Origin of the sequence: Lysobacter sp. cf310, from assembly GCF_900114355.1 — a bacterium.
In the GTDB taxonomy this organism is placed as follows: Bacteria; Pseudomonadota; Gammaproteobacteria; order Xanthomonadales; family Xanthomonadaceae; genus Lysobacter.
In genome coordinates, this window is sequence record NZ_FOSS01000002.1 from 293,046 (window position 1) to 318,381 (window position 25,336).

Below are 25,336 nucleotides of genomic sequence, written 5' to 3' on the forward strand. Positions count from 1 at the left end.
ACGCCCCGAGCGCATGAACACCCATCCCGTCTACAAGCCCGCCTCCCTCGCCGACATCGACAGCATGATCGCCGCGCACCCCTTTGCGCTGGTCATCAGCTCCACCGAGGGCGCACCGCTGGCCACGCCGGTACCGCTATTGCTGGAACGCGGTGCCGACGGCGAGCTGAGCCTGCTGGGCCACGTGCCGCGCACCCATCCGCATACCGAGCTGCTGCGCCGGCAGCCGCGGGCGCTGGCGGTGTTCCAGGGCGAGCACGGCTACATCTCGCCCTCGTGGCTGAGCGACCGCACCCAGGCGCCGACCTGGAACTACGAGAGCGTGCAACTGGAGATCGAAGTCGAGTTCGACGACAGCGACGAAGCCACCCAGGACGCGCTGAATCGCCTGGTCGACCACATGGAGCGCGGTCGCCCGAACGCCTGGTCGGTCGCCGAGATGGGCGTGCGCTACGCCAAGCTCGCTCCCTACGTGGTCGCCTTCCGCGCCCGCGTGATCGCGGCTTACGCCAAGTTCAAGCTGGGCCAGAACGAGCGGCCTGTCGATCTCGCGGAGATCCTCGCCGGCCTGGAACGGGAGCAACAGCGGCCGTTGCTGGAGGCCATGCTGAGGACCGGCGCTTCGGTCGATTGAGCGGAGCGCGATCCGCTGCGTGGCGGAACCCGCGTATCGAAGTATTCGTGTGCGGGAACGCAGCCTTGGGTGTACTTCATCCAGGTCGAGCGATAGGCCGCATCGAAAGGTCCTCATCGCCAAGCTCGTAGGCGCTAACGCACTATCGCGTCGATGGACCGTGCGCGAGGTGCGCCGAAGCGAACGCCGACGCTCTGGAACCTACAGGCGCGCGGGCTATGATTCGGGCAGCAAGCACTAACCGACTACTCGCCAGCGAGGCACCATGGCCCCATCCAGCCGTGCAGCAGGTTCAGTCGCCGCCGCGATCGTGGCCCGTCGCGTCGCGTGGGCCGTGTTGTGGTTGCTCGCGTTGGCCGTGGTGCTGCACTTCCTGTGGGGTACCTTCCACAAGTACGCGCCGCAAGACCCCAACGCCTACGGCATGTTCTGGTCGCGGCGCGCCTGGCTATGGACGCATTTGGCCGGCGGCACGCTGACCGCGCTGCTGGGGCCGTGGCAGTTCATCGCGCGCCTGCGCAATGCCTACCCGCGCGCGCACCGCTGGACCGGCCGCGTATACCTGAGCGCGATGCTGGTGGCTTGCGTCGGCGCCGCCGGCCTGATCGCCACCACGCCCGGCGGTTTCGCCTTGCAGGCCGCGTTCGCCGCGACCGCGCTGGCCTGGCTGTGCACCGCCCTGCCCGGCTATATCGCAATCCGCGCCGGCCGCACGCAGGACCACAGGCGCTGGATGCTGCGCAACTACATCGTCACCCTGGCGCCGATGGTGTTCCGCCTGTCGATCCAGGTGCCGGGCATGATGGCGCTGGCGCATCCGGCAGTGCTGATCCCGACGCTGCTGTGGCTGAGCTGGGCCGCGCCGCTGCTGGTCTACGAGCTGACGTCCGCCATAGCGCGCTGGGTACGTCGCGCCCCCACCCCTCAAGCCGAATTGGCATAAGCCTCCGGGTACTGCACAGGATCAGGCACTTGCCCGAGTAGCGCTGCCCGCGCGCGCTACTCCTCGGAGCGCCCCGTGCCCTCGCGATCCCGTTCGTAATGCCGCTTGAATGGAAACGCCGGCAACCAGGACTCGCGGCGGATCGTCCAGTTCTCGTACGTCGGCGTCAATCGATCGGGAACATCCAGAGCGCCCAGGCTCACCTCGATCTCGTCGCCCATGCGCGCGAACACCGATGAGCCGCAGCGCGGGCAGAAGAAGCGGCCCGCGTAGTCGCGGGTGTCGCCCTCCACCGTCACCGCGTCCTCGGGGAAGATCGCGGAGCCGTGGAATACCGAGCCCGAGTGCTTCCGGCAATCGAGGCAATGGCACAGACCGACCCGGTAGGGGTGGCCCGAGGCCACCAATCGGACGTCGCCGCACAGGCAACTGCCGGTGATTCGCTCCATGGTGCATCTCCTCTAAGCAAGATCGGCCACAGCGGACGGTAACGCCGGCGGAGTCAAGCGCGTGTCCACGCGTATCGGCTCGGGATCCGCACCCGGCTTAGGTCGGCTCGATGAATCCGCTGGTCTTGTGTATCCGGACGAAGCCTTCCTTCATCACCGGCAGATCCGCCAGGCACGCGGCGGCTTGCTCCACGTCTCGCACGAAGATGTCGACATGTGACGTCTTAAGATCGGTTTCGGACAGGAACTCGATGCCCGCCTCGTGCAGGCGCTGAGTCAGTAGTTGCTGGGTGCTGTGCAGGATTTGTAGCGACCGTGGCGCGGTTTCCGCCACGAACAGAGGATCGTCGCTGTAGGCGGCGAGTTGCGCCTTGGCGTCGCCGGTGAAGCGCACCACCACGCGATAGGTCGGCCGGTGCTCGATGTACAGCCCGGCGAACGTGTCCGGCCGTTCGGCCTCGATGCGCTGTCCCAGCTTGCCGATCTCGAGCTCGCGCATGGTGCGGCGCTCGGCTTCGGCGATGGACACGCCGTAGGTCTGCGCATACCAGTGCGCGGTGGGACTGTCTTCGGGCGGATTCGCCAAGACGGTCATCGAGAGCAACAGGCCGCCGGTTAGAAACACCGCTGCGAAACGCAGCGATTTGCGCGTGGCATCTTCCATGAGACGGCGCTCCTTGATCCGATGAGGGCACACGCCCGCGACTGTAGCGCGCCGCCGCGAGGCCGCGTCACCGGCTCAACGCACGACGCACCGCATCCGCGGGCGGCAGCGCCGGCTACAGGGGCGCGATTCGGACAGCGCGCTCCGCCCCGGCTAGGCCATCCTCATGCCCGAGCCCTGCGTCTGGGTCTGATTCTGAGTCGCCGTGCGTTGCGCCAGCTCGCGCTCGGCCACCACGCGCTCGCCTTCCTCGGCGCTCTGGCGTTGCGGGACGGCGACCGCGGCGGCGGTGTGGACCGCTTCGGTGCTGCGGTTGAACGCGGGGTGGTCGTTGACGCGGCTGACTTCGACGGCGCGGGCGCGCGAGCCGTCGTTGTTCAACTCCACGCGGTCCGGATTGATGTCCGCGCGCAGGCTGGCCACGGTGAGCACGCCGGCGAGGTTGGCGCTGTGTTGGCCGGCGGGGATGCCGCGTTCGCGCTCGACGCCGTGCACGTGGTCCAGCACCTGCGGAAACATCGAGGCATAGGTGCTTTGCGCGCCGCCGGTGGGTTGGACCGCACCTTGGCGCTGGTCGCCGGGCGGCTGTGCCGGCGGCGCGACGGGCGCGGCGCCCGGGGCTTGCTGGGCCGGCGCCTGCGGGTCGGGCGCGGCGGCGTTTTCCTGGCGTCGGCGCACCGCTTCGGCGGCTTCGGGCAGCCCGCGCTCCACCGCGCGGGCGTTGATCGCGTCGCGGGTGCGCTCGTCGGCGATGCCGTTGGCGGGCTCGATGTTTTCGTCGCGCTGGAACCGGCGCACGGCCGCCTGGGTGTTGGCGTCGTAGCGGCGGGTCACGTCCAGCAGACCGTCGTTGTCGCGGTAGCCCAGGCCGCGCAGTTGGCCCTGCAGGTCGGCGACCGGATCGCCGCGGTCGCCGGTGTTCAACACGCGGTCGTTCAAGGGCCCGTAGAGGTCGGTGATGCTCTTGAGGCGGAAGTTGGGGTCGGCCTGCAGCACGTCGCCGCGCATGCGGTCCATCAGCGCCTGGTCGACGGTGCCGGTCTGCGGGGTGATGCCGGCGTCGCGCTGGTAGTTGCGCACGGCTTGCGCGGTGGACGGGCCGAAATCGCCGTCAGGCGAAATCGCTTGACCATTGGTGCCGCGCACGTTCAGCGCCGCCAGGTACTGCTGCATTTCGAACGCGCGCGCGTTGGCGTCGCCACTGCGCAAAACGGCGTCGGCGGCAGGCGCCGGCGCTGCCGGCGTGAGGTCCACGCCGTCGCGCTGCACGGAGGTCACCAGGTCGGCGACCTGGCCCTCCCAGCCGCGCGCCAGCCCGGCAATGTGGGCGGCGCGGTCGCTGCCGTTGACGATGGCGCGCGCGCCGTCGTAGTCGGTGGTGTTGGCGTTGACGTATTGGTCCAGGCGGCGCTCGGTGAACAGGCCGTCGCGCATGCCGATCACCAGCACGCGCGAGGCGGTTTGCGGATCGGCGGCCAAGGCGGGAGTGTCCGCCAGCTCGCTGCCGCGCCCCAGCGCTTCGCCCAGGCGTTGGTAGTTGTCGCGATGGGTGAGGTGAGCGTAGCCGCGGCCGAAGTACTCCTCGCCGCCCTGGTAGCCCAGGCGCGCGGCCTGCTGGCGGCCGTAGTCTTCCTCGGGCTTGGTGAAGTTGAGGCTTTCGTGCTCGGCCGTGGCCAGCACGTAGGCGATCTGGCGCTGGTCGGTGACGCCCTCGTTCAAGCAGGTTTGCACGATCAGGCGCACCGCCTGATCGCGGGTAATGGGGGAAGCGGCACTGCGCCCGTATCCATCGCTCATGACGTCCTATCTCCTTGTGTCTTTGAACTCCTGGGGGCCGCGCGTCGTGCGCGGCCCCGGCCCGTGTTACGGGGCGTTTTTGGTGCAGGTGTTGTATTGCTTGCGTTCCACGACCTTGGGCGTGCCGGCGCGCGCGTCGATGGTTTGCTCGCCGCGCTCGCAGGCCCCGCTGCGGGACCACACGTACAGCCGGCCCACGGCGATGCGCGACACCGATTGCCCACGCACCAGTTCCGCCAGCGCGCGGTTTTCGACCAAGCGCCGAGTACTGGCGTCGTACAAATAGTAGGTGTAGGACGGATCGCCGTAAGTGCCGTCCAAGCCGGTCCAGACCATCAGATCCTCATGCCCGTCGGCGTTGAGGTCCGACAATGCGAAGCTGTGCCAACCGTCGGCAAAGCCCGTGTCCAGGGGGCCGCGATAGCCGGTGGCGCCGGATTGCGGCGGCAAGGCCACCACCACCTGCGCCGGCGTCAGCGTTTGCGGCTCAGCCAGGTCCGGCGCCTTGATCTGCAGGCTGGGGCCTTGGCACACCATCCGCCCCTGCCCGCTGCACCCCTCCGAACTCAAGGTAATGACGGCATCGCCCAACTTCAGGCGCAGCGCACCTTGCGCGTCGGGCACGCCCCGCGCGCTCAGCGCCGGTGCAGCAGAGAACGATTCATCGGCCAGTACGTCGAAGCGCTCGATGATGCGTTCCAGCCGGCACTCGCCACCGTCGGCGCCGCCAGGCCCCGAGGCCGGCGTAGTTGCGGTGCACAGACGGTCGGTCTTGTCCTCCCACGCAGCTTGTTGCGCGCGCAGCGCTTCACGCTCCGCGCCGGCCAGCTCGACGGTGCGTTCTTGAAATAATTGATCCAAGGCACGGGCCTGATAGGCCAGTTCGTCGTCCAGGCAACGTGATTGCGCTTGGGTGTCGTCGCGCGCGGCGGTCAAGCAATCGCGGTACTTGCGACTGCCTTGTGGGGGCGGCGGATCCAGCCGTGTAATCGCCGCGACTGGAGCGGCTGCGGGCGCGGTGGCGGCCGCCTTCTCGGCCTGGCCCGACGCGGCAGCGTCGGCCGCAGGCTGCGACTGCGCCGGGCCTTGGCAGCCCGACAGCACGGCCAGCAGCACCGTGCTGACCATGAGTGTACGGCTGCGCCGACGGCGCTGCGCTAGATCGTCCTTGTAACGAGCCATTCCTGCTTTTCTTAGGGTAGAAGAGACGGTTAAGTGGGCTTATAGCACACCAACTGGGGACGGCCGTAAGACGGGCGTAATTCGACTTTCTCCACAACACCACGCGGCAAGTAAATGGACCGGCCTTCTTAGGCTAACTGCCGTTGCCCTTTGACGCCCCATCTCTGAGCAGGCTCAGTGCTAGCAATCCGTTCCCCTCCACTTCCAGCCATTCGGGCGGTTCAAAGTACCCCTCGGAATCTGGCTCCAGCCCATACAAGGAAAAGAAGCGATCGAAGCTCTTCACCAGAACCGTTATCGCCTCGGCCTCGGCGTGACTTCTAAGAAACCATCCTATTGCTGCGTCAGCATCACTGCCGAGCGACGTGTCGTCGTACAAGAAATGGATCAGATGTTCTAGTGCGGTTGAGCGCAGCGCAAATTTATCCGCGGCGCGCGTAGGTTCGAAGAGTGCCCATAGATCGTCAATCAATTCCCGCCGCATATGCGGATACTTGATGTCATTCATGGCTTGTTCCACTGCTCCACTTAACCCATTCACCGCTTGGCAGGTCGCTTTCGCACCATGATCGAGCAGCAGCTAATGCATCGCGCCGGACCGATAGCGATCGGGTGGCCGCGTAAGGCTTGAGCTTGCGGGGAACTGCACCTGAAAGTGCACTCTGCCCCCGTTCCCCGGTGTCGACTTTTCAAAAAGTCGACACTGACCGCTGTCTCGGCGGGCGTCGTCAATCCCAATCTCGCTCTCATTTCAACAACGACCGCCGACGGTTCTCCAAAGCGGATCTGACACATTCTTCTATCGCTTTCGATTGAAGCAGGAAGAACCCTTCTTCGGCCTTGCCAATGCCTCGCTCGCTGCATCAAGCATCCCACTTACAAACACTCGACTTGGCGGCTTCTCGCCATCTACGGCGATCCTCAATGCGCGCATGATTGTGCCCACATCGCGCAGCGTCCTCACATCGTGGTATTCGCTGCATTTAGCCCCCGCATTCATTGCATAAGACATGCAACGATCAACGACATGAAGCTGCCTGCCCTCTATAGATTCTATGTGAGCAACAAATTCATTGGATTCAAACCCGCCCCTTCGAAAGGCAGCGTCTAGTTTTTCCACTTCTACACTTTGCTCGGATATCAATACAGAGAGCTGCTCACACCCTTCGGGCCCGCCAGTCTCGGCGCATGCGCACAGCCCAAACAGAAACATTATGAACAAGGACCTCATGGCACTGGACTCTTGGGCGGCTTAGTACCGACTATTCCAAGATTGCAAAGCCCGCCGACGATGTCCCACCACGGGACCGGGTCAACGAGCCCCAGATCTCTCTGCTCTCCGCGCAGCTCACACTCGACAGCAGCCCTTATCTTGTCGCATATCTTTAACGCATCTGGAACACAAGAAGGACTAGGGCTGTACTGGCAGCTTAGATAGATTTGCGTGCATTCGTTCTCAGCATTCTGCCTGCGCTCACTGCTATACCTTGAATAGTGATCCTCCTTTCTCTTATGCCAGTATCCACCGATACTGGCGACAAACTCACAAACCGCCTGACCAATGACCTGGCCCATCAGCCCATGCCTGTCGATCACTGACAAAGGATCTGCGTCGACGTATAAGTAAGTGTTGACTCCGCCATTGAGGCCAATTGGATCGCTGGTGCCGTAGCGACCCGTAATCGACTCGTAATCTCGAAAGTAGTTGTAGTTCAGTCCGCTAATCGCGTCATAGCGCTGCCCAGGGAACCGCAGATCGAACACGAACGCGGCACCGTTGTTGTCCGGATCTTGATTCGGTGCGCTATCGCCGAACGCCTCATTGCCCAACTGCCACGCCCATACGGATTTCTCCGCGACCGGATCAATTACATTGCGCGGCGTACCCAGGTGATCGGCTTGGACGTAGTGCAGCTTGTTGGTGTCGATCAAGCCGATCGGCAGATCGCCCAGCCAGATGACTTCCTGGACGCGATTGCCTGCATGGTCGTACACGCCAACCGTATGACCTGCCTCGTCATAGCTCGCATAGGTCTGCGCCGTTGACGTGTTGGTCGGGTAACGGCGCGTCTGTTCGCCGCGGCCGTTGTAGGCGTAGTTCATCACCGCATTGCCGCCCTGCTTCACCTGACCCATGCGGTTGGCCGCGGTGTAGATGAACTCCTGGGCGGTGCCCCCGATGGCCGCCGTGTTGCCTGCAGCGTCGTATGTGCGAGCCGTAGCACCCACCTGCGACAGGCGATGGTTGCTGGTCGGATAGGTGTAGGTCTGCGTAGCGCCCGCGTCGGTCTTGCTGGTGCGGTTGCCGGTGGCGTCGTAGGTGTAGCCCTGCAGCAACACATTGGTCGTGCCGTCGCGGGTCTCGGTCAGGCGGCCGAGCTTGTCGTAGGCGTAAGCGCGCAGCGGCGGTTCGGACTGGTCGCCCTTGCGCAGCTTGATCAGATTGCCGACGGCGTCGAACTCGTAGCCCAGGGACAGGCCGTCCGGGCCCACGTCTTCGATCACGCCCGGCTGGTAGTTCTGGTTGTGGGTGCGCTTGAGGCGACGGCCATCGCCGTATTCCAGCTCGGCCGCCGGACCGAACGGGTAGTAGGTAACGCTGGTCAGCAGCACCTGCGGGGCCTGGCCCGGTTGGGTGACGGTCACGCCGCTGGGCTGGCCCAGGGCGTTGTGGGTGTAGTCGACCCGCGTTCCGCTGGGATAGGTGACCGAGGACAGCTGGTTGGCCAGGGTGTAGCCGTAGACCAGGGTGAACACCTGGCCGTTGGTGGTCTGGACCTTGCGCACCACGTTGCCGCGGCGGTCGTAGCAGTAGCGGGTATTGCCGCTGCCGTCGTCCATGCGGGTCAGGCGGCCGGCGCTGAAGGTCTCACCGCTCTGGCAAACGGCCTGGGTGGTGTCGTAGGTGTAGGCGACGTTTAGCGCGGTATCGCTGTAGGCGATGCCGACGACGCGGTTGAGGGCGTCGTAGCTGTAGGTGGCCGTCTCGTTGCGGGCGTCGGTCTGCGTCTTCCGGTTGCCGGCGCTGTCGTAGGTGTAGCCGGTGACGCCGGTGTCCGGGCTGCTCAGCTGGGTCAGGTCGCCCAGGCCGTTGTACTGGTACTGGGTGTTCAAGCCCTTGGGATCGGTGACCTGGGTCAGGCGGTCCAGCGCGTCGTACTGAAACTGGGTCTGGGCGTTGATCCCGGCGGTGTCCTGCAGGGTCTTCACCAGACGGCCCAGCGGGTCGTAGTTGTTGTCGGTGATCGTGCTCAACGCATCAGTGACGGTATCTAGGTTGCCAGCGGCGTCGTAGACGTAGCCGGTGGCGTGGTTGTAGGCGTCCTTGCCGGTGCTGAGCTGGCCGAGCTGGTTATAGACCCACGACAGGGTACGCAGTAGCACGCCGCCGCTGTCCTTGGTGTCTTCCTTGGTGCGTTGGCCGGCGTTGTCCAGGGTGTAGACGATCTGGTTGCCGGCGTTATCGGTGACCGTGGTCAGGCGATGCGCGGCGTCGTAACCGAAGGTGGTGTAGCTGCCATCGGGCTGGGTGATCTTGCTGACCAAGCCGGTGGGCGTGTACTCGTAGCGGGTGATCGCGTCGTCGGTTTCGCTGCCGGCAGTGGGACCCCGCACCTTGCTGGCGGTCAGCCAACCACGGGGGTGGTACTCCATGTCGGTGACGACGCCATTGGGGTTCTTAACAGATAGCGGGCGGCCTGCGCCGTCGTAACGCAGGGTCTCGGTGACTTGGCCAAGCGCGTTCGTGACCTTCCACAGGTCGCCCTTGCGGTGCGGACAAGTGGTCGGGGCGCTGGCGCAGGTGGCGTCGTCGCTGGCGTAGTAGGTGAACTGCGTGGTGTCGGCAACGTCCGTGCGCGGGCCGTTGACCGAGGTGACCGCGCCCAGCAGCGGACAGGTGCCGGCGGTGATGTCGCCCTGCTCGCAGTAAGTGGTGGTGCCGGTACGGGTATTAGCGGGTGTCGCCGGGTCGGTGGCGGTCGACGTCAGCGCTTGGCCGCGTGCGTTATAGCTGTAATCCTGCTTGGCCAGCAAGGCGCCGCTGGCGGTGTAGGTCTGACGCAGCGTGGGCAGGTCCAAGGCGGTGTCCCAGGCCGTGGTTTCGCTGCGAAGGCGGGTACTGGCTGCGGCCAAGACGTCGGTGGCCGGGCATTGGGCCGTAGTGGCCGCCGGGTAGTCGTAACGCGCGATTACGCGCAGCCAATCGGTGTCGTAATACAGACAGGTCAGCAAGTCGCCGCGGCGGCGGTTAGAGACGTTCGATTTGGTGTCGTAGACGGTGCCCGCGGCGATGGTCACCCCACCTGCCCCCGACTCCACCTGCTGGCTCGGCACCCGCACGCCGAACCGGGTCTGGAACTGAAACTGGGTATTGCCACCCTGCGGCGTGGTGACGTTGACGTTGCTGCCGTCGGCGCCGTAGTTGACCACGTAGCGGTCGACACCACCGGCATGTTCGGTAGTGATGGCGCGGCCGCTGCCGTCGTAGGTGAACGTGGCGTACGCCACGCCGTTGTGCGCCACTTCGGTCAGGTACCAGCTGTTGACAATCTTGACGTAGCTGTAGGACGTGACCGAGGCGCCCTGGGTGACGCTGGCCAGCTGGCCGTTGGCGTCGTAGCCGTAGACGATGGCCTGCCCGTCGGGCAGGTCGATGCGGCTGAGCTGATCGTTGACGCCGTAGGTCATCGTGGACACGCGGCCGTTGGCGTCGGTGACGGAGGCCACCCGGCCGTTGGCATCACGCGCGTAGGTCGCCACCACGCGGCCGTCGCGCAGATCGCGCTGGATCAGGCCCTGAGCGTCGTAGATCTCCTGTGCGTTGCCCGGCTTACGCAGCTCCCAGAAGCTTTGCCCGCCCACCTGATACGGAATGAGCCGGTACTGGCGCAGGTCGTCCTCGGGCTTCCATTGGCCATTGCCGTCATGGGTGAACGCCAGCGAGCGCCCGTCCGCGCGCATCACCAGCGCCGCCTGGAACTGCGAGGGCCGCGCCTCGCTTACCACCAACTCGCGCGTCAGGTCGGAGAACCACGAGCCGCCATACGGGTTCGGTGAGCCGATGAAGGTGGGGAACGAGTTGTAGCTGCGCGCCAGGCTCAGTTGCGCGGTCAGCTCATCGCGCGCGCGCTCGATCTTGACGCCGCTGTTGACGGAGATGGGGTTGCCGACATCCGTGGGGCAGTGCTGGCAGGCCTTGGCGGGCGCCACCACCGACGAGTAGCGCACACAGGTGAACTGGTTCTTCAGGTAGTTGTACCCAGCCGGGCACACCTGCTTGGGCGCCACCCAGTTCTGGCGGAAAACGTTGTATTGCGTCTGCCCGGTCGAACGATCGGTCTCGTCGTAGTAGCACCCTATGCCGGCGGTCGGATGGGTGCCGAATCGACCATTCGCATAGGTGATCGGCGGCTGCGGCGAGTTCCGGGTGACGGAGTCGCCCACCAGTCGGCAGGCCACGTTCGCATTCGTAAAGAACGTGGTCTTCCCGTCAATACCGCCCTGGTACATGGTGGTGGACGGCAGCGTATGCTCCTGCGCCCCAACGTTGGCCGTTGCGCACAGCAGCAGCAGCGCGAGCGCGAAGGCCCGTGTAATCCGTGTCATCCCCAGTCCCCGAAGTGTTGCGATCAGCAGACATGATCGCGGTCGGAGCCCACGCGGCACAAGGCGCGCGGCTTGTCTATTTATGGCGGAGCGGGGTCGCCGATGCTGACCCTGCTGGGCGGCCGTGTCCGAATCGAGGACTCGGTCGCAGCGCCGGCCTTCAATCGGGTGTATGCGGCGCTCCGGGGTGTATCGGGTGAGTAAAAAAACCTACCGCCGCCCACTCAGCTTTAGCCATATCACCCGAATGTCTGCAGCCTCGGCTCCGGTGCCTACGTCCAAGTCCCGCGATCGCATGCATAGGTCAGCCAGAAAACCGGGGCAGTGTGGACTTTTCCTACCCAAACGGCCGACGCCCGCCTACGGATGTCTAATGGCGATTCTCGGAGACTGCACGCAGCTCGCATGGAGACGTCGCATGCCCCGCTAGCCCTGCCTCGACCTGCCGCACGTCCCTCAACACGTCGTACAGCGAGGCAATGATCGCCGCCCCTGCTCCTTCGAGGAGATCGATCGTACTCGCTATCTGAGCGAACTTAGCAATATCGCCGGGCGCATAGGTTGCGCGGTCCACGCCTATGTCCTGATGACCAATCATGTGCACCTGCTAGTGACGCCGTTCCAGACGGGTCAAGTCGGCTCGATGATGCAAGCACTGGGGCGACGCTTTGTCCGCTACGTGAACGATCGATACCACCGCACCGGTACGCTTTGGGAGGGGCGTTACAAGGCCTGCCCGGTGGACAGCGACCATTACCTACTGCGGTGCTACCGCGACATCGAGCTCAACCCTGTACGGGCTGGGCTGGCGGCCACGCCTGACCTGTATCGCTGGTCTAGCTATCACGCCAATGCGCTAGGCGAACACGCCCCACTGATCACCGCGCACCCTGCCTACCTAGCATTGGACCCGCAGCCCTAACGGCGCGCACATGCGTATCGCGAGTTCGTCGAAGAAGCGCTCGACCCAGAAGAGTTGGATGTCATTCGACTGCGCCTACAACGCCAGCATGCACTCGGCGGAGATCGCTTCCGCACCATGATCGAGGAACAACTACAGCGTCGCGCAGGACCAGCGAAGATCGGGCGGCCACGTAAGGCGTGAGCTGGCGGGGAGCTGCAGATGAAAGTGCACTCTGACCCCTTGTTTCTGATGATCGAGGAACAACTACAGCGTCCCGCCGGACCGGCGAAAATCGGGCGGCCACGTAAGGCGTGAGCTGGCGGGGGCGCTGTAGCTGAAAGTGCACTCTGCCCCCTGTTTCTGGGGAGTGAGTAGCTCAGGGGTTCGACTGCCTGGGCGTTGCGTCCGTTTTGCATGGTGGTCCTCAAACACTTTGGGTGAGGTCAACGCTATCTGGCCCTTGGCGATATTCAAAACTCGAATAGGGGAAAACTACGGAGCTCACATCCGACTCTTGCCCAGAGCACTCGGTAATTACACCCTCTGATCGCCCAAGCCTAAAGCGGCCCTGAGCCGGCCTGGAAAATGCACTCTGACTCGCGCGCCCCCGTGCATCTACGCCCCCTTGGTTTATACGAGCCTATTAGCCACTAATTCCGCTTGAATCGCATTCATCAAACCGTCGACAGCGCACTGCTGAAGAACAAAATGGACGTCTTCAACCGTTCCGCGCTGGCGCCCCCCCAGGTCTTCTTTCAGGAAGTCATCGCGCAACCTGATTGCATTTGGCACACTTAGCTCAATATGCCCGGCATCGTGCCTATAAACTCTTATCCGCTGCAGCGCAATCGCCAACCGCGGCAGAACATCATGCAGATGGCCATTGACGGCGCCTTGCACACCTTTTTCCTTCATGAACACTTCGATCGACTCAACAAAGCATCTATTTGCAATAATGAAAAAAGCACTATATGAATGGGCATCATTAGCTAAAGGGGCATCGACAAATTTATCTGCTTCAGACACTCCTCCAACAGGAAGAAATGGCTGCTTGAGTGTTTGCCTAAAATAGTCGGCCAATTGACGCATACCGTCCAGAATGGCCCTTGATTTCAATCTATACCAATTCGCACGCTCGCCATTAGGCACCACCTCAACTGAATACTTGACTCCGTTACGTTTACCCCACTCGGAGGCAATATATTTCTTTGCAACAGGTATAGAAATTTCATCAAGCCCGTTCACCTCAGCAACAATTCCAAACGACCTGAGATGCTCAACAAACTCGGGATCAACCGCCAGATCGTGGTACTCAGAGTACTTGTTGAGGCTCAGCATCTCTAAAACTTCATACTCAACAGGGTAGAAATCTTTCAACTCCGTCACGATATGCCTAACATAGGGAAGCAATTGCCGCTCGCGGCCGTCCTGATTGGCAATCAAATCCTCGCTTGCAACTTTGATGGGGCGCTTTGCGCCTTTGAGATCCAGCGCATCAAGGACACTGCTACATGCAAGCCTCGTAAGATATGGATGACCACCGTACCGTCCAACCAAGTGACTAATGGCATTATCATCAAAGACCACTCCAACCTTGCCGCCGATGGCTTTTACCATTTTCCCGACATCTTCCTCTGGGAAGCCCTTAAGGAAATGCGGCCGAACGATCGAGAACAAGGGATTCTGAACGCCACTAAAGCGTTCCACTTCAGCAACCTTAGGGATAACACCTGAAATAATCGCAACCAACTTTCTGATCTGCGACTGCACCCCCCAAATGGTTTGCCAAAAATCTACAAAGTCTCGCCTCCAATGCGGATCAAGAATTGCATTCGGACTAATGAACTCAATTTCATCAAATGCGAGCACGATCTTCACCCTAGACCTCAACACGAGATCCCGGAAAACTACTGTCACATCCTGATCAGCAGAAGGGTCCTTCCACTTTACGCCTAACTTCTGGGCAATATCCTTTGAAATGCGCGTTAAAAGCGCGTCCCATCGCAAGCTTCGGACTTCAGGAAGTTTGCAATCATAGTAAAAGAACCAGGCCTTATCCGAATCCTCCAAGACCCTACGAAGTTTGAAAATAAAAGATGTCTTCCCAGTCTTGCGGAGGCCGAATATACCAGCGTTCTCACCTCTATCTATCGCACCAGTAATCCTGGTTAGATCATGGCTCCGACCAAAATAGAATGCATCGCTATTGAGCGGGAGGCGATAATCGAACAAATCGATGTGGTACAGACGACTCTGCAGCAGGTCACGAACAGCATTCTTTGGGTTTACGGCACTCGCAAGAGAGGCCGCGTGGGCAGCGATCATTATCCTAGAATCAGGGTGGTCCATGGCGTAGCGGGCGGCCCATTCAGCTACTTGAAAGTCGTCCGAAAACACGAACACAACAATCCTATCTACCCTTCCCTTTGCAGGCGCATCGTTAATAATTTGCTCAATCGCTTGAGCCATTCTTGGCTGTGCCGTCGGAAAGGGCGAGTAAACACCGAGAATCTCGTAATTCAAACCAAAAGCCTGCGCAACCTCCACATCAGGCTTTAGAAAGAAAACATAAAACTCTGCACGATGGAATTTTCGATCCGTCGCAAATGTCACATCGAAAGATGTGGACAAAGCACGAAAAAGACGCTCGCACTTAGGCCTACTACGTGCGTAGTCTACAATCTCTTGCCTCATACCCCCTCCCAATCCATTCGCCACAACGTTCTAACGTTAGCGCGCAGGCTCACGCGGCATAAAACCCTTCTAGCTTGCCGCCAATTTTCATTTGGGCGGCATAAGAGCTCCGCTAACGGCTCGCTGAAATGCTTCGATTCGTTTCAAATAAGCATCCGACATGGGCAAGCGTTCTTCACGAGCCAAAGCCTCGCTAAAAAAAAGCTGGATCTGACTTTTCGTAGGTTTACCAACAATCTGTAGACGATCGCTCACTAACTTGATGTCGTCCGGCGAGAGCAAATCTTCAATTTTCGCCCCTTTCGGCACCCCCTCAACCTCTTCAAGTGTCATTACTCTACTTGAAGAGAGGCCCCATTCTGCCAGATACCTCTTACGAGCCTCCTTACCAGCCTTGTCAGCGTCAAGGCAAATTAAAAAATTCACCCCCCAACCGAGGAATAACCCGATCAACTCATCCATACCGGCAGCTCCCCTTGTGGGAACTACGGACACGTGACTCTTTTTTGGCTTCAACATAACTCGAAGCCCATACTCAAGAATAAAAAAATCCCCCTTCCCCTCAACCAATACCGATGGCCGCATAATATCGAGGCGACTCGGAACCACCTCCAGCTTGTCTAAAACTGGCTGAAAATAGGTCGTCTTACCCGGATTTTTTGCAACAAATGCCCGATATCTTTCAACAATCACCTCAGTTGGCGAGTTCGACACAAAGCCATTTTCTTCACCCTGCCCTTCGTAATCAATTGCTTTATTTGAAACCACAAAAGCTTGATCAAGCCACTCAGGCTTTATCATATAATGACTATGAGTCGAATACATAATTCCATTTGAACGGCCCGCGATTCGAGCAAAGCTATCGAGTAATTGCATTTGCGCGCGCGCATGCAAGTTTGAGGCAGGCTCATCCAGAAGAAACAGCGTCGACCCTCGCGATCCTTTTGCATATACGCGATAAAGAGTGAACAACAAAAAGGAAAAAAACCATCTAAATCCTAATGATCGCTCAGAGACATCGTACTCAGTTGCCCCATCCTTGAGCACAAACCACAAATAAACTTCCTGACGCCCATCCGAGTTATCAACACCAAGGCGAACATATATCTCTCGGCCTTTAAAATTACCAGAGAATATCTTCCCCCAACTATCAAAAACAGTTTTCGTTAAATGCGCCGACAATGCATTCAAAGTCGCATTAATTTGTTGTTGCTTATCAGGCGCCAACATCATCATGTTCAAGAGTTGTTGCACAGCCGATTGCTCACTTAGCATTCGATCCACGATGTGAGTTTTTACATCAAGCGGACTGTCCAATGAGCTCGCAATATCTTGAATTATCTGACGGTACAACCTATTGACATCACTCTCGTCATCCCCATCCGGATTTAGAACTATCTTGGCAGGCGTTGAAAACAAAAAAGTCGGGAAATATACGACTTTTGGCACAAGTCGATTTACAGAAGCGACGAATACTTTTCCGACCACATCATTTATTAGTATTTCCTTCTCGGAGCGGTCACCTTTCTTCTTTCCATAAAGATTTGTCGCCCATGTATGTATACGCGAATCATAATCTGAATTCACGAACCTGTAGCCACGAACGACCTTGAGCTCCTTCGGAACTGACTCTTTTGATATCTTGGCACCTGCCTTCTGGTATACCTCTTCGATCACGGCATCTATTTCGCCATCATCAAAGCGCAACAGAGCCTCAATTGTCACATCTCCCGTAAAATTCGCCTTCAGGTGCTTTGGCACAAACGATGCGTGCTCTGATGCCCTTTCCGCTCCGTAAAGTGCTTCCGTCCCTTCACTATTCGCCCCAAAATCATCAATCGCCTCGAGAACCGTCGTCTTACCACTTTCATTCAGCCCAATCAGAGTAAATACATTATTTCCTGCCGGAACCAAATTCAGCTCAGCAGACTTGATGCCTTTGAAGTTATTTATTTTAAACCTCACAAAACGCATACGCCGCCCCCAACTTAGTCAAATGTCTTGATCGCTAGACTTCACTGTGCTGCAGGATGCATCAAGCTCGCTCGATAAACTGGCAGGCTCCTTGCGCTATCCAGGCCATACAGCCATTACTCGAACCTTCCTGAGCAATAGCTTTGACGATCGACGCGAGAAAAGTGATAGAGCACGGGCTAGCTACGCCGCCTCCCGCCCGCCGCGCCTACGCCACCTCAACTTGTTTCAAGCGTGAAGTACCCCTGCTCCAACGTGCTGGTATCGCTAACCGCCGTCACCGTCGCATTGGGATTGGCCGTGCTGAACGTGTCGGTGGTGACCCCGTTCACGACCGCATAGACATAGAAGGTGTCGCTGATATCCAGGGACTGCATGTTGAAGCTGTCGGCCACCACCACCGCCTGCAGGGGCACGCCGTCCTTTTCAATGGTGAAGGTGACCGGCGCTATGGTGGTCTTTTGGAACTGCATCTGGTCAGGGCGGGTGCTGTAGCCCTGCACTACTTCGAACTCGTAGGTGCCTTGCTCGCGCACTTGCCGCACTTGGGCCAGGAAGCTGACGGCGCCGGTCACGTCCATCGGGGCGGAGGTGTAGGTGTTGCCGTCGATGATGGTCATGGCGGTGACCTGGTAGCTGTCTGCGGTGGGCACCGTCATCTGCGCTTCGGGCGCGATGCCGGGCAGGCGCGCGATGATTTGGCCGCCTTTGCGCACCACGAACTGGGCGATGTACTGGGTGGTGTTGCGTAGGGTGATGGGCATGGGGAGTCCTGAGTAAGTGATTGATTTTTAAGGGAGGTGGCGCTTAGCGCCGATAGACGTGGGCAGGCACGCGTCGCCGGCCGATGACCGGCGCGTTGGCCGCAGCGGTGGATGGCGCGGCTGCGCGGTGTTCGGCGGGGTGAGGGTGGTGATGGATGCGGGAACCGGTGCGGCGCGCGGCCGCGCAGCCGGTCGCCGAACGCGTATCGGGCTGTCCAGCCCGACCGTTGAGGCGCATGAGCATCGATCCCCTCCCTAGATTCGATGACGGCGTGCCGCCCGGCCGTGTGGAGCCGGGTTGCGTGGTGTATGCCGGTGTTACCCCTAGTGCCGCATGCTGCTACGAAATGTGCGCGCGATCAAATTTCGGCGGGCGCTGGCCGGTGGGCCGCCTCCCTATCTGCTTGCTGGGTGGGAGGGGCGCGGTGTGTGGGTCTAATCGCGGCTTACGCCGCTCCCACAGGAAGCAAGGTGGGGCGGCGACGGGCCGGGGCCACCCTGGGGGCGATGACGGGGCGCAAGGCGGGCGGGGCCCGCCGTGCGCGTTGGGTCGGGTCACCAGACTTCGCAGCGGTCCTTGGCCGGGCGCACCATCGGGGCGTCGGCCTTGCACTGGAAGGCCTGCTGGAACGCTGGCAGGTTGGAGAGCGGGCCGTTGACGCGGTACTTGGCGATGGGGTGTGGGTCGCCCTGGATCATGCTGCGCTGGGTTTCCAGGCGGGTTTCGTCGCCGCGCCATTGGCCCCAGGCGATGAAGAACTGCTGTTCGGGGGTGAAGCCGTCCAGGGTGGGTTCGGGGCCTTTGCCTTCGCGCGACTTGAGGTAGCCGCGGTAGGCGAGCTTGGCGCCGGCGAGGTCGCCGATGGATTCGCCCAGCACCAGTTTGCCGTTGTGGTGGACGCCGGGTTCGATGAAGTAGCCCTCGAATTGGTCGACCACGCATTGGCCCTTGGCGGCGAACTGCTTGCCGTCGGCGGGCGTCCACCAGTTGGCCAGGCGGCCCTGGGCGTCGAACTGGGCGCCCTGGTCGTCGAAGCCGTGGCTGATCTCGTGGCCGATGACCACGCCGATGGCGCCGTAGTTGACGGCGTCGGTGGCAGTGACGTCGAACGCGGGCGGTTGCAGGATGCCGGCGGGGAAGACGATCTCGTTCTGCAGCGGGTTGTAGTAGGCGTTGGAGGTGGGCGGGGTCATGCCCCAGCGCGTGCGATCGGTCGGCTTGCCGATCTGGCTGCGGCCGTCGGTGACGTTCCAGCGTTGGGCGGCGACGAGGTTGTCCCAGGCCGATGCGCGCGAGACGACCACGCCTTGGTAGTCCTTGAATTTGTCCGGGTAGCCCAGCTTGGGGAAGAAGGTGGCGCGCTTTTCCAGGGCCTTTTGCTTGGTGGCGTCGTCCATCCAGTCGAGTTCGCGGATGGTGTCGTCCATGGCCAGCAGGATGTTCTTGACCATCTCCTGCATGCGCGCCTTGGCTTCGGGCGGGAAGTATTTTTCGACGTACTTCTGGCCCAGCGCTTCGCCCAGCTGGTTGTCGGTGAGTTCGGCGCAGCGCTTCCAGCGCGGCTTGATCTCGGTGGCGCCGGTGAGGAACTTGCCGTTGAAGGCGAAGTTCTCCTCGACGAACGGGGTGGACAGGGAGTCGGCGGCGTAGTTGAGCAGCTGCCACTCCAGGTAGGTTTGCCATTGCGCGACCGAGGTGGTGGCCAGCTCCTTTTCGAACTGGCGCAGGAACTTGGGCTGGGTCACGTTGACGGCGTTGCGTGGGATGCCGGCGGCGTCGAAGTAGCGGCCCCAGTCGAAGCTGGGCGCGAGCTTGGCCAGGTCGGCGAAGGCGGTGGTGTTGTCCTGCAGTTTCGGGTCGCGCAGTTGCACGTTGTCCAGCGACGCTTCGGCCAGGCGCTTTTCGAAGTCGAACACGACCTGGGCGTTCTGCTTGGCCTGCTCCACCGGCAAGCCGGCCAGCTCGAACAGCTTGGCCACGTGCACGAGGTACTTGGCGCGCGCTTCGACGAAGCGCGGCTCCGGTTTCAGGTAGTAGTCGCGGTCGGGCATGCCCAGGCCGCCGGCGTAGAGGTGGGCGATGGTGCGCGAAGGCTGGTGCAGGTCCTCGCCGGCGAAGACGCCGAAGGGCACGGGCACGCCGACGTCGTGCAGCTTGCCGATCATGCGCTGCACGCCGTCCTTGCCGCTAAGGCTGCTGATCTCGGCCATCCAGGGCTGGATCGGTTGGCCGCCCAGCGCGTCGATGCGGGATTCGTCCATGCAGGCGGCGTAGAAATCGCCGGCCAGCTGGCCGGCGCTGCCCTTGGGCCAGTCGGTGCGCGCGGACAGTTCGGTGAGGATGTCGCGCACGTGCTCCTTGTTGACCTCGCCGGATTGCCAGCGCCGGCTCCAGCGGTCCATGTAGGCCGGGATCGGGTTCTGTTTGCGCCAGGCGCCGTTGGCGTAGTCGAAGAAGTCGGTACAGGGGTCGCCGGCGCGATTGATGTCGGCGGGCTGGATGCCGTGCACGGCGCCTGCGGAGGCGGTGGTGGAGGCGGCGAGCAATACGACGAGCGGAAGGCTAGACCTGATCACGGCAACGTCCCTGCTGGAAGGTAGGGCCACTATAGCCAGGGGCTGGAGGGGGGCCCGTCCCAGAAGTCCTGGCTGGGGTGGCCTTGCTGTGGGTAGGTGCGGCGTGGGGCGGGAGCCGGGCCTGCGGAGGCTTGCGTCGGCATATGGAGTTGGCGGTCGCGGCTTACGCCGCTCCTACCCCAAAGCTGCGAGATGGGAAGGGCGCGGTGTGTGGGGTGACGGGTCGCGGCTTGCGCCGCTCCTACAGGGAGCACGGGAAGCGGCCTCGTCTGGGCTGGCTTCTCGCTTAAGCTCGTGGCGTTCCGGGCCGCGCCTACTGGCTGCCGCTGTCGACAGGTAAGGCTACGCAGGCAGCCGTTTGCGTGGATGCATACAACAGGGGAATGAGATGAATCGATACTTGAGTGGCCGCGGTCTGGCGGTGATGGCGGCGGTTGGGCTGTGCGCGCTGACGGGCTATGCGTCGGCGGGACGGGATGCCGAGGCTGGCGTTCCGATGTCGGAGCGTGTGACCAAGGTCGGCGTGGGTGCCGCAGTCGCGGCGCGCCCGGACGGCTGGCCTGAGTCGGTGCCGCTGCCGGAGGGCGTGCAGATCGACGGTGCGCGTTGCGCGAATCGCTACTGCACCCTGTGGTTCGGCCTGATGAATTACGACCAGATGGTCGCGCTGCGACGCGATTACGTTGCGCTGATTAACGACAGCAAGCAATGGGAGCGGTTGGGCGTGGACTACGGCCCGTTCGAGCCCCATGCCTACCGCTACACCGGCACGATGCCGTCCGGCGGCTGCGGGTACACGGTGGAGATGCGCAGCGGGTCGATCTCGGGCGATGCGTTGCATCGGTTCCGCGTGCATTTGACGGTGACCTGGTAGTCGGACTCGTCGGGATAGGAGCGGCGTCCGCTAGCGATTTCCTTCGGCCAATAAGCTGCGATCGCGTGGACTCGGAATCGCGGCGCCAACCACGTGCCAGCCAATCACGGCTTACGTCGCTCCCGCAGGAAACTGGCAGGCACGGTTGCGCCGGCATGTGTGGGGGCGCAGTCGCGGCTTACGCCGCTCCTACCCCACAGCGGAGTATCGCGGATGCCGGGACGCTCGCTCACGAGCGTCCCGGGTGCGATGCGTGGGTTACTTCACGTAGATCGAGGTGATGTGCGAGCCCAACGCGGTGCCGTTGATACTGGTCATCGCGCCGTTCTTCCAGATCACCGCCTTGGCGTACTGGTTGAGGATGTTGTTGGTGCTGCCGCCGACGTAGACGTCGTTGCCATGCACGAACACCGAGGTGGCGATGGCGCTTTCGCTCTCTTCCGACAAGTCGACGCCGGACTGGTTGATCCACAGCTTGGCCACGTACTTGCCGCTGGGGCGCAGCTCCCAGCCGACGGCGTAGATGCGGGTACCGACGATCTGCATGTCGGTCACGCGCGAGGTCATGCCCGCCTTGCCCAGGATCACGCCGTAGAAGATGCCCGGCGAGCCGGTGCCCGCGGAGACCGAGCCCAGCGACAGGGCACGGTAGATGTACCCGGCGCGGTAGACCGTTTCGTTCGCGTAGGGCGCGAGCGCGCCGCCGACGTAGAGCTGGGTGGTGGTGGTGGTGACGGTCTCGGGGTACGGCATCGGTGTGTACTGCACCTCGGTGCCGTTGACCCACAAGGCCCCACTTCCGAACACGCCCGGGGTTGCCGGGTGGCCCTCCAGGGTGAACGCATGGGTGCCGATGACGTAGGTATTGCCGTTGCGCACGGTCATACGCGTGCCCATGCCGCGGTAAGCGCTGGGGTTGATCGGCAGCAGCGTCATCTGGCCGTTCTTCCAGTACACCGGCTTCATGTCGGCGAAGTTGGGCTGCGGACCGGCGATGCTGCTGAACTTCGCATCGGTGTAGCCGGCGGTGTAGATATTGCCGTTGTCGATGAACAAGCCCTTGGCGCCGGCGAACTGGTTGACGTAGGTGCTGGAGATGCTGGGGATCTGGCTGTGGATCTCGCCGTTCTTCCAGACCATGGCCGAGGAGTCGGCGGCGGCGGCGTTGTTGGTGGTGATGTTGGCGGTGCCGGCCACGTAGATGTCGGGCTCGCCGGTCATGAAGTTGTCGACCACGACCACGTCGTTGGCCTCCTTGGCGCCGGTGTTGTAGGCGTTGACCAACGGCGGCAGATCGGTGCGCACGCCGTCCACCCACATCGCGGCTTGCCAGTTCGGGGTGTAGGCGGTGCCGACGGCGTAGACCTTGGGCGGGTCGACCGGGTTGCAGGGGTTGCAGGGCTCCAATGCGAGGGCCGGCAGGGAGAGCGCGGACAGCAGCAGGGACGCCAGCAGGCGCGGCTTGAGCTTGTTCATGGGTTGCCTGGATTCCTTGGTGGGCAGACGCCGCAGTCATTGCGGCGTGCTGTTTCCTCAGACGGGAGGACAGGCGGGGATATGACAGGGGCGGCGGTGGGGGTTGCGGATTTGTGGGTTGGGTTGCAGAACGCGGGATGGGGGCTTGCGTTGGTGTGGGAGGGCGATAGGGGGCTGTGTGGCTCTGCGGGTGGAGCAAGAGCAAATCCCCCTTAATCCCCCTTTTTCAAAGGGGGAGACTGGGTTGGGGAGGACAGTTTGGGGCTGTGCTTAGCCGCGCCAGTTGGCGTGGGCGCGCCAGAACTCGACGCTGCGTTGGTAGGCGGCGCGGTCCAGCGTTACGCCGGAGCCGCCCTCTTCCACGCCGAGGGCGTTGCGCATCATGGTGATGGGCGCCATCGGGGTTTCGATGGGCTCGGCGGTGTACATGCAGCCGACCACGCCCCAGTCGGCGTCGGTATGGGTGCCCTCTTTCGCCAGTTGTTCGCGGCTGTAGAGGATGACGATGAGGTAGTCGGCCACGGGCGGGTCCAGACCCTCGAACCAGCGCACCAGCACGGGCAGCTCGTCCTTGGTGCGCGCGTCGTAGTCGGTGCGCAGCAGGTGGCGGTTGGCCTCGGTGATGGGCACGGCCAGGCAGCGCGTCGAGGTCCAGTTGCGATGCACGTGCAGTTTGCAGAACGGCGCGTAGCCGTCGAGCACCTGCAGCGGCGCGACCTCGTTGAGGTGGCGCTCGAACTGCTCGGGCGTGCAGTCCTGGATGGTGTTGCGGCGCGGTTCGCGCGGGAACAGGCGCGGGCGGGCGAAGTCGGTGAGGACGATGGTCATGGGCGCATTATCGGGTAGCTGGGGCCAGGGACGCGCCGGGAACCCGGGCGACTGGCGGCCGCCGTGCTGCGCTGAGATCCGCTCGGAGCGCTGACGCAGCGCTGGAATCGCACTCCGGCCGAGCGAGCGCGTTCAGGACCCGGCTGCCGCACCATTTTGGCGAATAAATCACCGCAACCCCGCTTTTCCCGTAACCTTTCCCACCGTTTATGCATGCAACACGGATCTGTCCTTGAACACCGACGCCGCACCTACCCCGCCCCTCTCGCCGGTCTGCGACACCGAAGCCGCCCTGTCCGGCGATCGTCTGCGGGCCACCCTGGCGCTGCTGGAAGCGATCATCGCCGACCGTAGCCTGCTCGATGCGCTGCCCGCGGACGAACGCGAGCGCCTGATGCAGGCGATCGCGCTGGTTCACCATCCCGAGCCGCGGGCGCGGCGACGCAAGTCCAAAGATCAGGCGCGCGAACGGGCGCAGGAGAAAGCCCGCGCGACCGAGGCGCTGCTGGATCAGACAGGCATCCGCACCCTGCGCCGCAAGCCGGTGTTCACCACGCCCAACTATTTCCCGCCGCAGGCGCCCGGCCTGCACGACCCCAGCAACCGTGCGACCGATCCGGTGGGCCATAACGAGTCGCCGGAACTGCTGCATTGCTATGTGTGCAAAAAGAAGTACACGCGCATCCATCACTTCTACGATCAGCTGTGCCCGCCCTGCGCGGAACTGAATTTCTTCAAGCGCACCGAAACCGCCGACCTGCGCGGACGCGTGGCGCTGCTGACCGGCGGGCGCGTCAAGATCGGCTACCAGGCCGGTTTGAAATTGCTGCGCGCGGGCGCGTCCCTGATCGTAACCACCCGCTTCCCGCGCGATTCGGCCGCGCGCTACGCCGCCGAGCCGGATTTCGGTGAATGGGGCGATCGGCTGGAAGTGTTCGGACTGGACCTGCGCCACACCCCCAGCGTGGAAGCGTTCTGCACGCAACTGTTGGCCACGCGCGAGCGCCTGGACTTCATCATCAACAATGCCTGCCAGACCGTGCGCCGCCCACCGGCGTTCTATGCGCACATGATGGCCGGCGAGACCGCCGCCCTGCAGACCCTGCCCGAGCACGTGCGCAAGTTGATCGGCCAGTACCAGGGCCTGCGCAGCAGCGACTTGTTGCCAGGCGCCGAGGCGACCGCGCTGCAAGCCAACCGCTCCGACCTGGGCGCGATGGGCCTCGCCCGTGCCGCCGAGCTCTCGCAAGTACCGCTGCTGCCCGATGAGCTGCTCGGTCAGACCCACCTGTTCCCCGAAGGCCGACTCGACCAGGATTTGCAGCAGGTCGATCTGCGCGGGCGCAATTCATGGCGCCTGCAGATGGACGAAGTGCCGTCGGTGGAGTTGCTGGAGACGCAACTGGTCAACGCGGTGGCGCCCTTCATCGTCAACGCGCGCCTGAAGCCGCTGATGCTGCGCGAACCCGAGGGCGCACAGCCCGCGCGCGACAAGCACATCGTCAACGTCTCGGCTGTCGAAGGCCAGTTCTACCGCAACTTCAAGACCACCAAGCACCCGCACACCAACATGGCCAAGGCTGCGCTCAACATGATGACGCGCACCGCGGCCGCCGACTATCACGGCGACGGCATCCACATGAACAGCGTCGACACCGGCTGGGTGACCGACGAGGATCCGGTCGAAATCGCCGCGCGCAAAATCGTCGAGGAACGCTTTCATCCCCCGCTGGACATCGTCGATGGCGCCGCGCGGATCGTCGACCCGATCATTCATGGGTTCAACACCGGCGAGCACGTGTGGGGGCAGTTCCTGAAGGACTACGCGCCGACGGATTGGTGAGCCTTATCGCGTAAGCGAAGGCGGCTGAGTGCGGTAACCGTAAGCGGACCGCACCGACGCGCGATGGTGCGACGACTGCCGATACCACACTACCCGGCACTCATCGCGATACAACCCAGCGTGGCC

General features: G+C 62.4%; 17 protein-coding genes. 5 read left to right on the top strand and 12 right to left on the bottom strand.

The annotated features are described in order from the left end of the window. Positions 1–13: 13 nt before the first annotated feature. A complete protein-coding gene (locus BMZ45_RS08025) occupies positions 14–634 on the top strand; it encodes an FMN-binding negative transcriptional regulator (RefSeq protein ID WP_091634831.1) in 621 nt (206 codons plus the stop codon). A 265-nt stretch (positions 635–899) separates the two neighbouring features. Then, a complete protein-coding gene (locus BMZ45_RS08030; protein ID WP_091634834.1) occupies positions 900–1,577 on the top strand; it encodes a DUF2306 domain-containing protein in 678 nt (225 codons plus the stop codon). A gap of 56 nt (positions 1,578–1,633) precedes the next feature. Here the strand turns inward: BMZ45_RS08030 and BMZ45_RS08035 are convergent, their stop codons facing one another. The 6 genes from BMZ45_RS08035 to BMZ45_RS08060 form a co-directional block, all read right to left on the bottom strand. After that, a complete protein-coding gene (locus BMZ45_RS08035; RefSeq protein WP_091634836.1) occupies positions 1,634–2,026 on the bottom strand; it encodes a GFA family protein in 393 nt (130 codons plus the stop codon). 97 nt (positions 2,027–2,123) lie between these two features. Continuing rightward, on the bottom strand, positions 2,124–2,690 hold the full coding sequence (locus tag BMZ45_RS08040; RefSeq protein WP_091634839.1) for a hypothetical protein: 567 nt from the start codon (positions 2,688–2,690) through the stop codon (positions 2,124–2,126). A 153-nt stretch (positions 2,691–2,843) separates the two neighbouring features. Next, positions 2,844–4,487 (bottom strand): peptidoglycan-binding protein, encoded by a 1,644-nt coding sequence (locus tag BMZ45_RS08045; protein ID WP_091634842.1) that lies wholly within the window; start codon positions 4,485–4,487, stop codon positions 2,844–2,846. Positions 4,488–4,553: 66 nt separating this feature from the next. Continuing rightward, positions 4,554–5,669, bottom strand: coding sequence for an XAC2610-related protein (locus BMZ45_RS08050; RefSeq protein ID WP_091634845.1), 1,116 nt, complete (start codon positions 5,667–5,669; stop codon positions 4,554–4,556). Between the two features lie 133 nt (positions 5,670–5,802). Beyond that, the gene (locus BMZ45_RS08055; protein ID WP_091634848.1) at positions 5,803–6,177 is read right to left on the bottom strand and encodes an SCO4402 family protein; all 375 of its coding nucleotides are present in this window, start codon (positions 6,175–6,177) and stop codon (positions 5,803–5,805) included. Positions 6,178–6,896: 719 nt separating this feature from the next. Beyond that, complete coding sequence (locus BMZ45_RS08060) at positions 6,897–11,129, bottom strand: RHS repeat protein (protein WP_175488992.1); 4,233 nt, start codon at positions 11,127–11,129, stop codon at positions 6,897–6,899. Positions 11,130–11,718: 589 nt separating this feature from the next. Between BMZ45_RS08060 and BMZ45_RS21965 the strand changes: the two genes are divergently transcribed. After that, entirely contained in the window at positions 11,719–12,198 is a 480-nt protein-coding gene (locus BMZ45_RS21965; RefSeq protein WP_256374551.1) for a transposase, read from the top strand. 612 nt (positions 12,199–12,810) lie between these two features. On the opposite strand, the gene BMZ45_RS08070 is transcribed toward BMZ45_RS21965, so the two are convergent. The 4 genes from BMZ45_RS08070 to BMZ45_RS08085 form a co-directional block, all read right to left on the bottom strand. Next, a complete protein-coding gene (locus tag BMZ45_RS08070; RefSeq protein WP_091634850.1) occupies positions 12,811–14,874 on the bottom strand; it encodes an AAA-like domain-containing protein in 2,064 nt (687 codons plus the stop codon). 87 nt (positions 14,875–14,961) lie between these two features. Next, positions 14,962–16,848, bottom strand: a complete 1,887-nt coding sequence (locus tag BMZ45_RS08075) for an AAA family ATPase (RefSeq protein WP_091634853.1) — start codon at positions 16,846–16,848, stop codon at positions 14,962–14,964. Positions 16,849–17,066: 218 nt separating this feature from the next. Beyond that, complete coding sequence (locus BMZ45_RS08080) at positions 17,067–17,612, bottom strand: hypothetical protein (protein ID WP_091634856.1); 546 nt, start codon at positions 17,610–17,612, stop codon at positions 17,067–17,069. A gap of 555 nt (positions 17,613–18,167) precedes the next feature. After that, a complete protein-coding gene (locus tag BMZ45_RS08085; protein WP_139215439.1) occupies positions 18,168–20,159 on the bottom strand; it encodes a M13 family metallopeptidase in 1,992 nt (663 codons plus the stop codon). Between the two features lie 418 nt (positions 20,160–20,577). Here BMZ45_RS08085 and BMZ45_RS08090 point away from each other — a divergent pair, with 418 nt between their 5' ends. Next, complete coding sequence (locus tag BMZ45_RS08090) at positions 20,578–21,063, top strand: hypothetical protein (RefSeq protein WP_139215440.1); 486 nt, start codon at positions 20,578–20,580, stop codon at positions 21,061–21,063. Positions 21,064–21,321: 258 nt separating this feature from the next. On the opposite strand, the gene BMZ45_RS08095 is transcribed toward BMZ45_RS08090, so the two are convergent. Continuing rightward, on the bottom strand, positions 21,322–22,539 hold the full coding sequence (locus tag BMZ45_RS08095) for a hypothetical protein (RefSeq protein ID WP_091634866.1): 1,218 nt from the start codon (positions 22,537–22,539) through the stop codon (positions 21,322–21,324). A gap of 270 nt (positions 22,540–22,809) precedes the next feature. Further along, positions 22,810–23,367 carry a DUF3228 family protein gene (locus BMZ45_RS08100; RefSeq protein ID WP_091634868.1) on the bottom strand — a complete coding sequence of 186 codons (558 nt, stop codon included), beginning with the start codon at positions 23,365–23,367 and terminating at the stop codon, positions 22,810–22,812. Positions 23,368–23,659: 292 nt separating this feature from the next. Between BMZ45_RS08100 and BMZ45_RS08105 the strand changes: the two genes are divergently transcribed. Continuing rightward, positions 23,660–25,210, top strand: coding sequence for an SDR family NAD(P)-dependent oxidoreductase (locus BMZ45_RS08105; protein WP_091636339.1), 1,551 nt, complete (start codon positions 23,660–23,662; stop codon positions 25,208–25,210). Positions 25,211–25,336 lie beyond the last annotated feature (126 nt).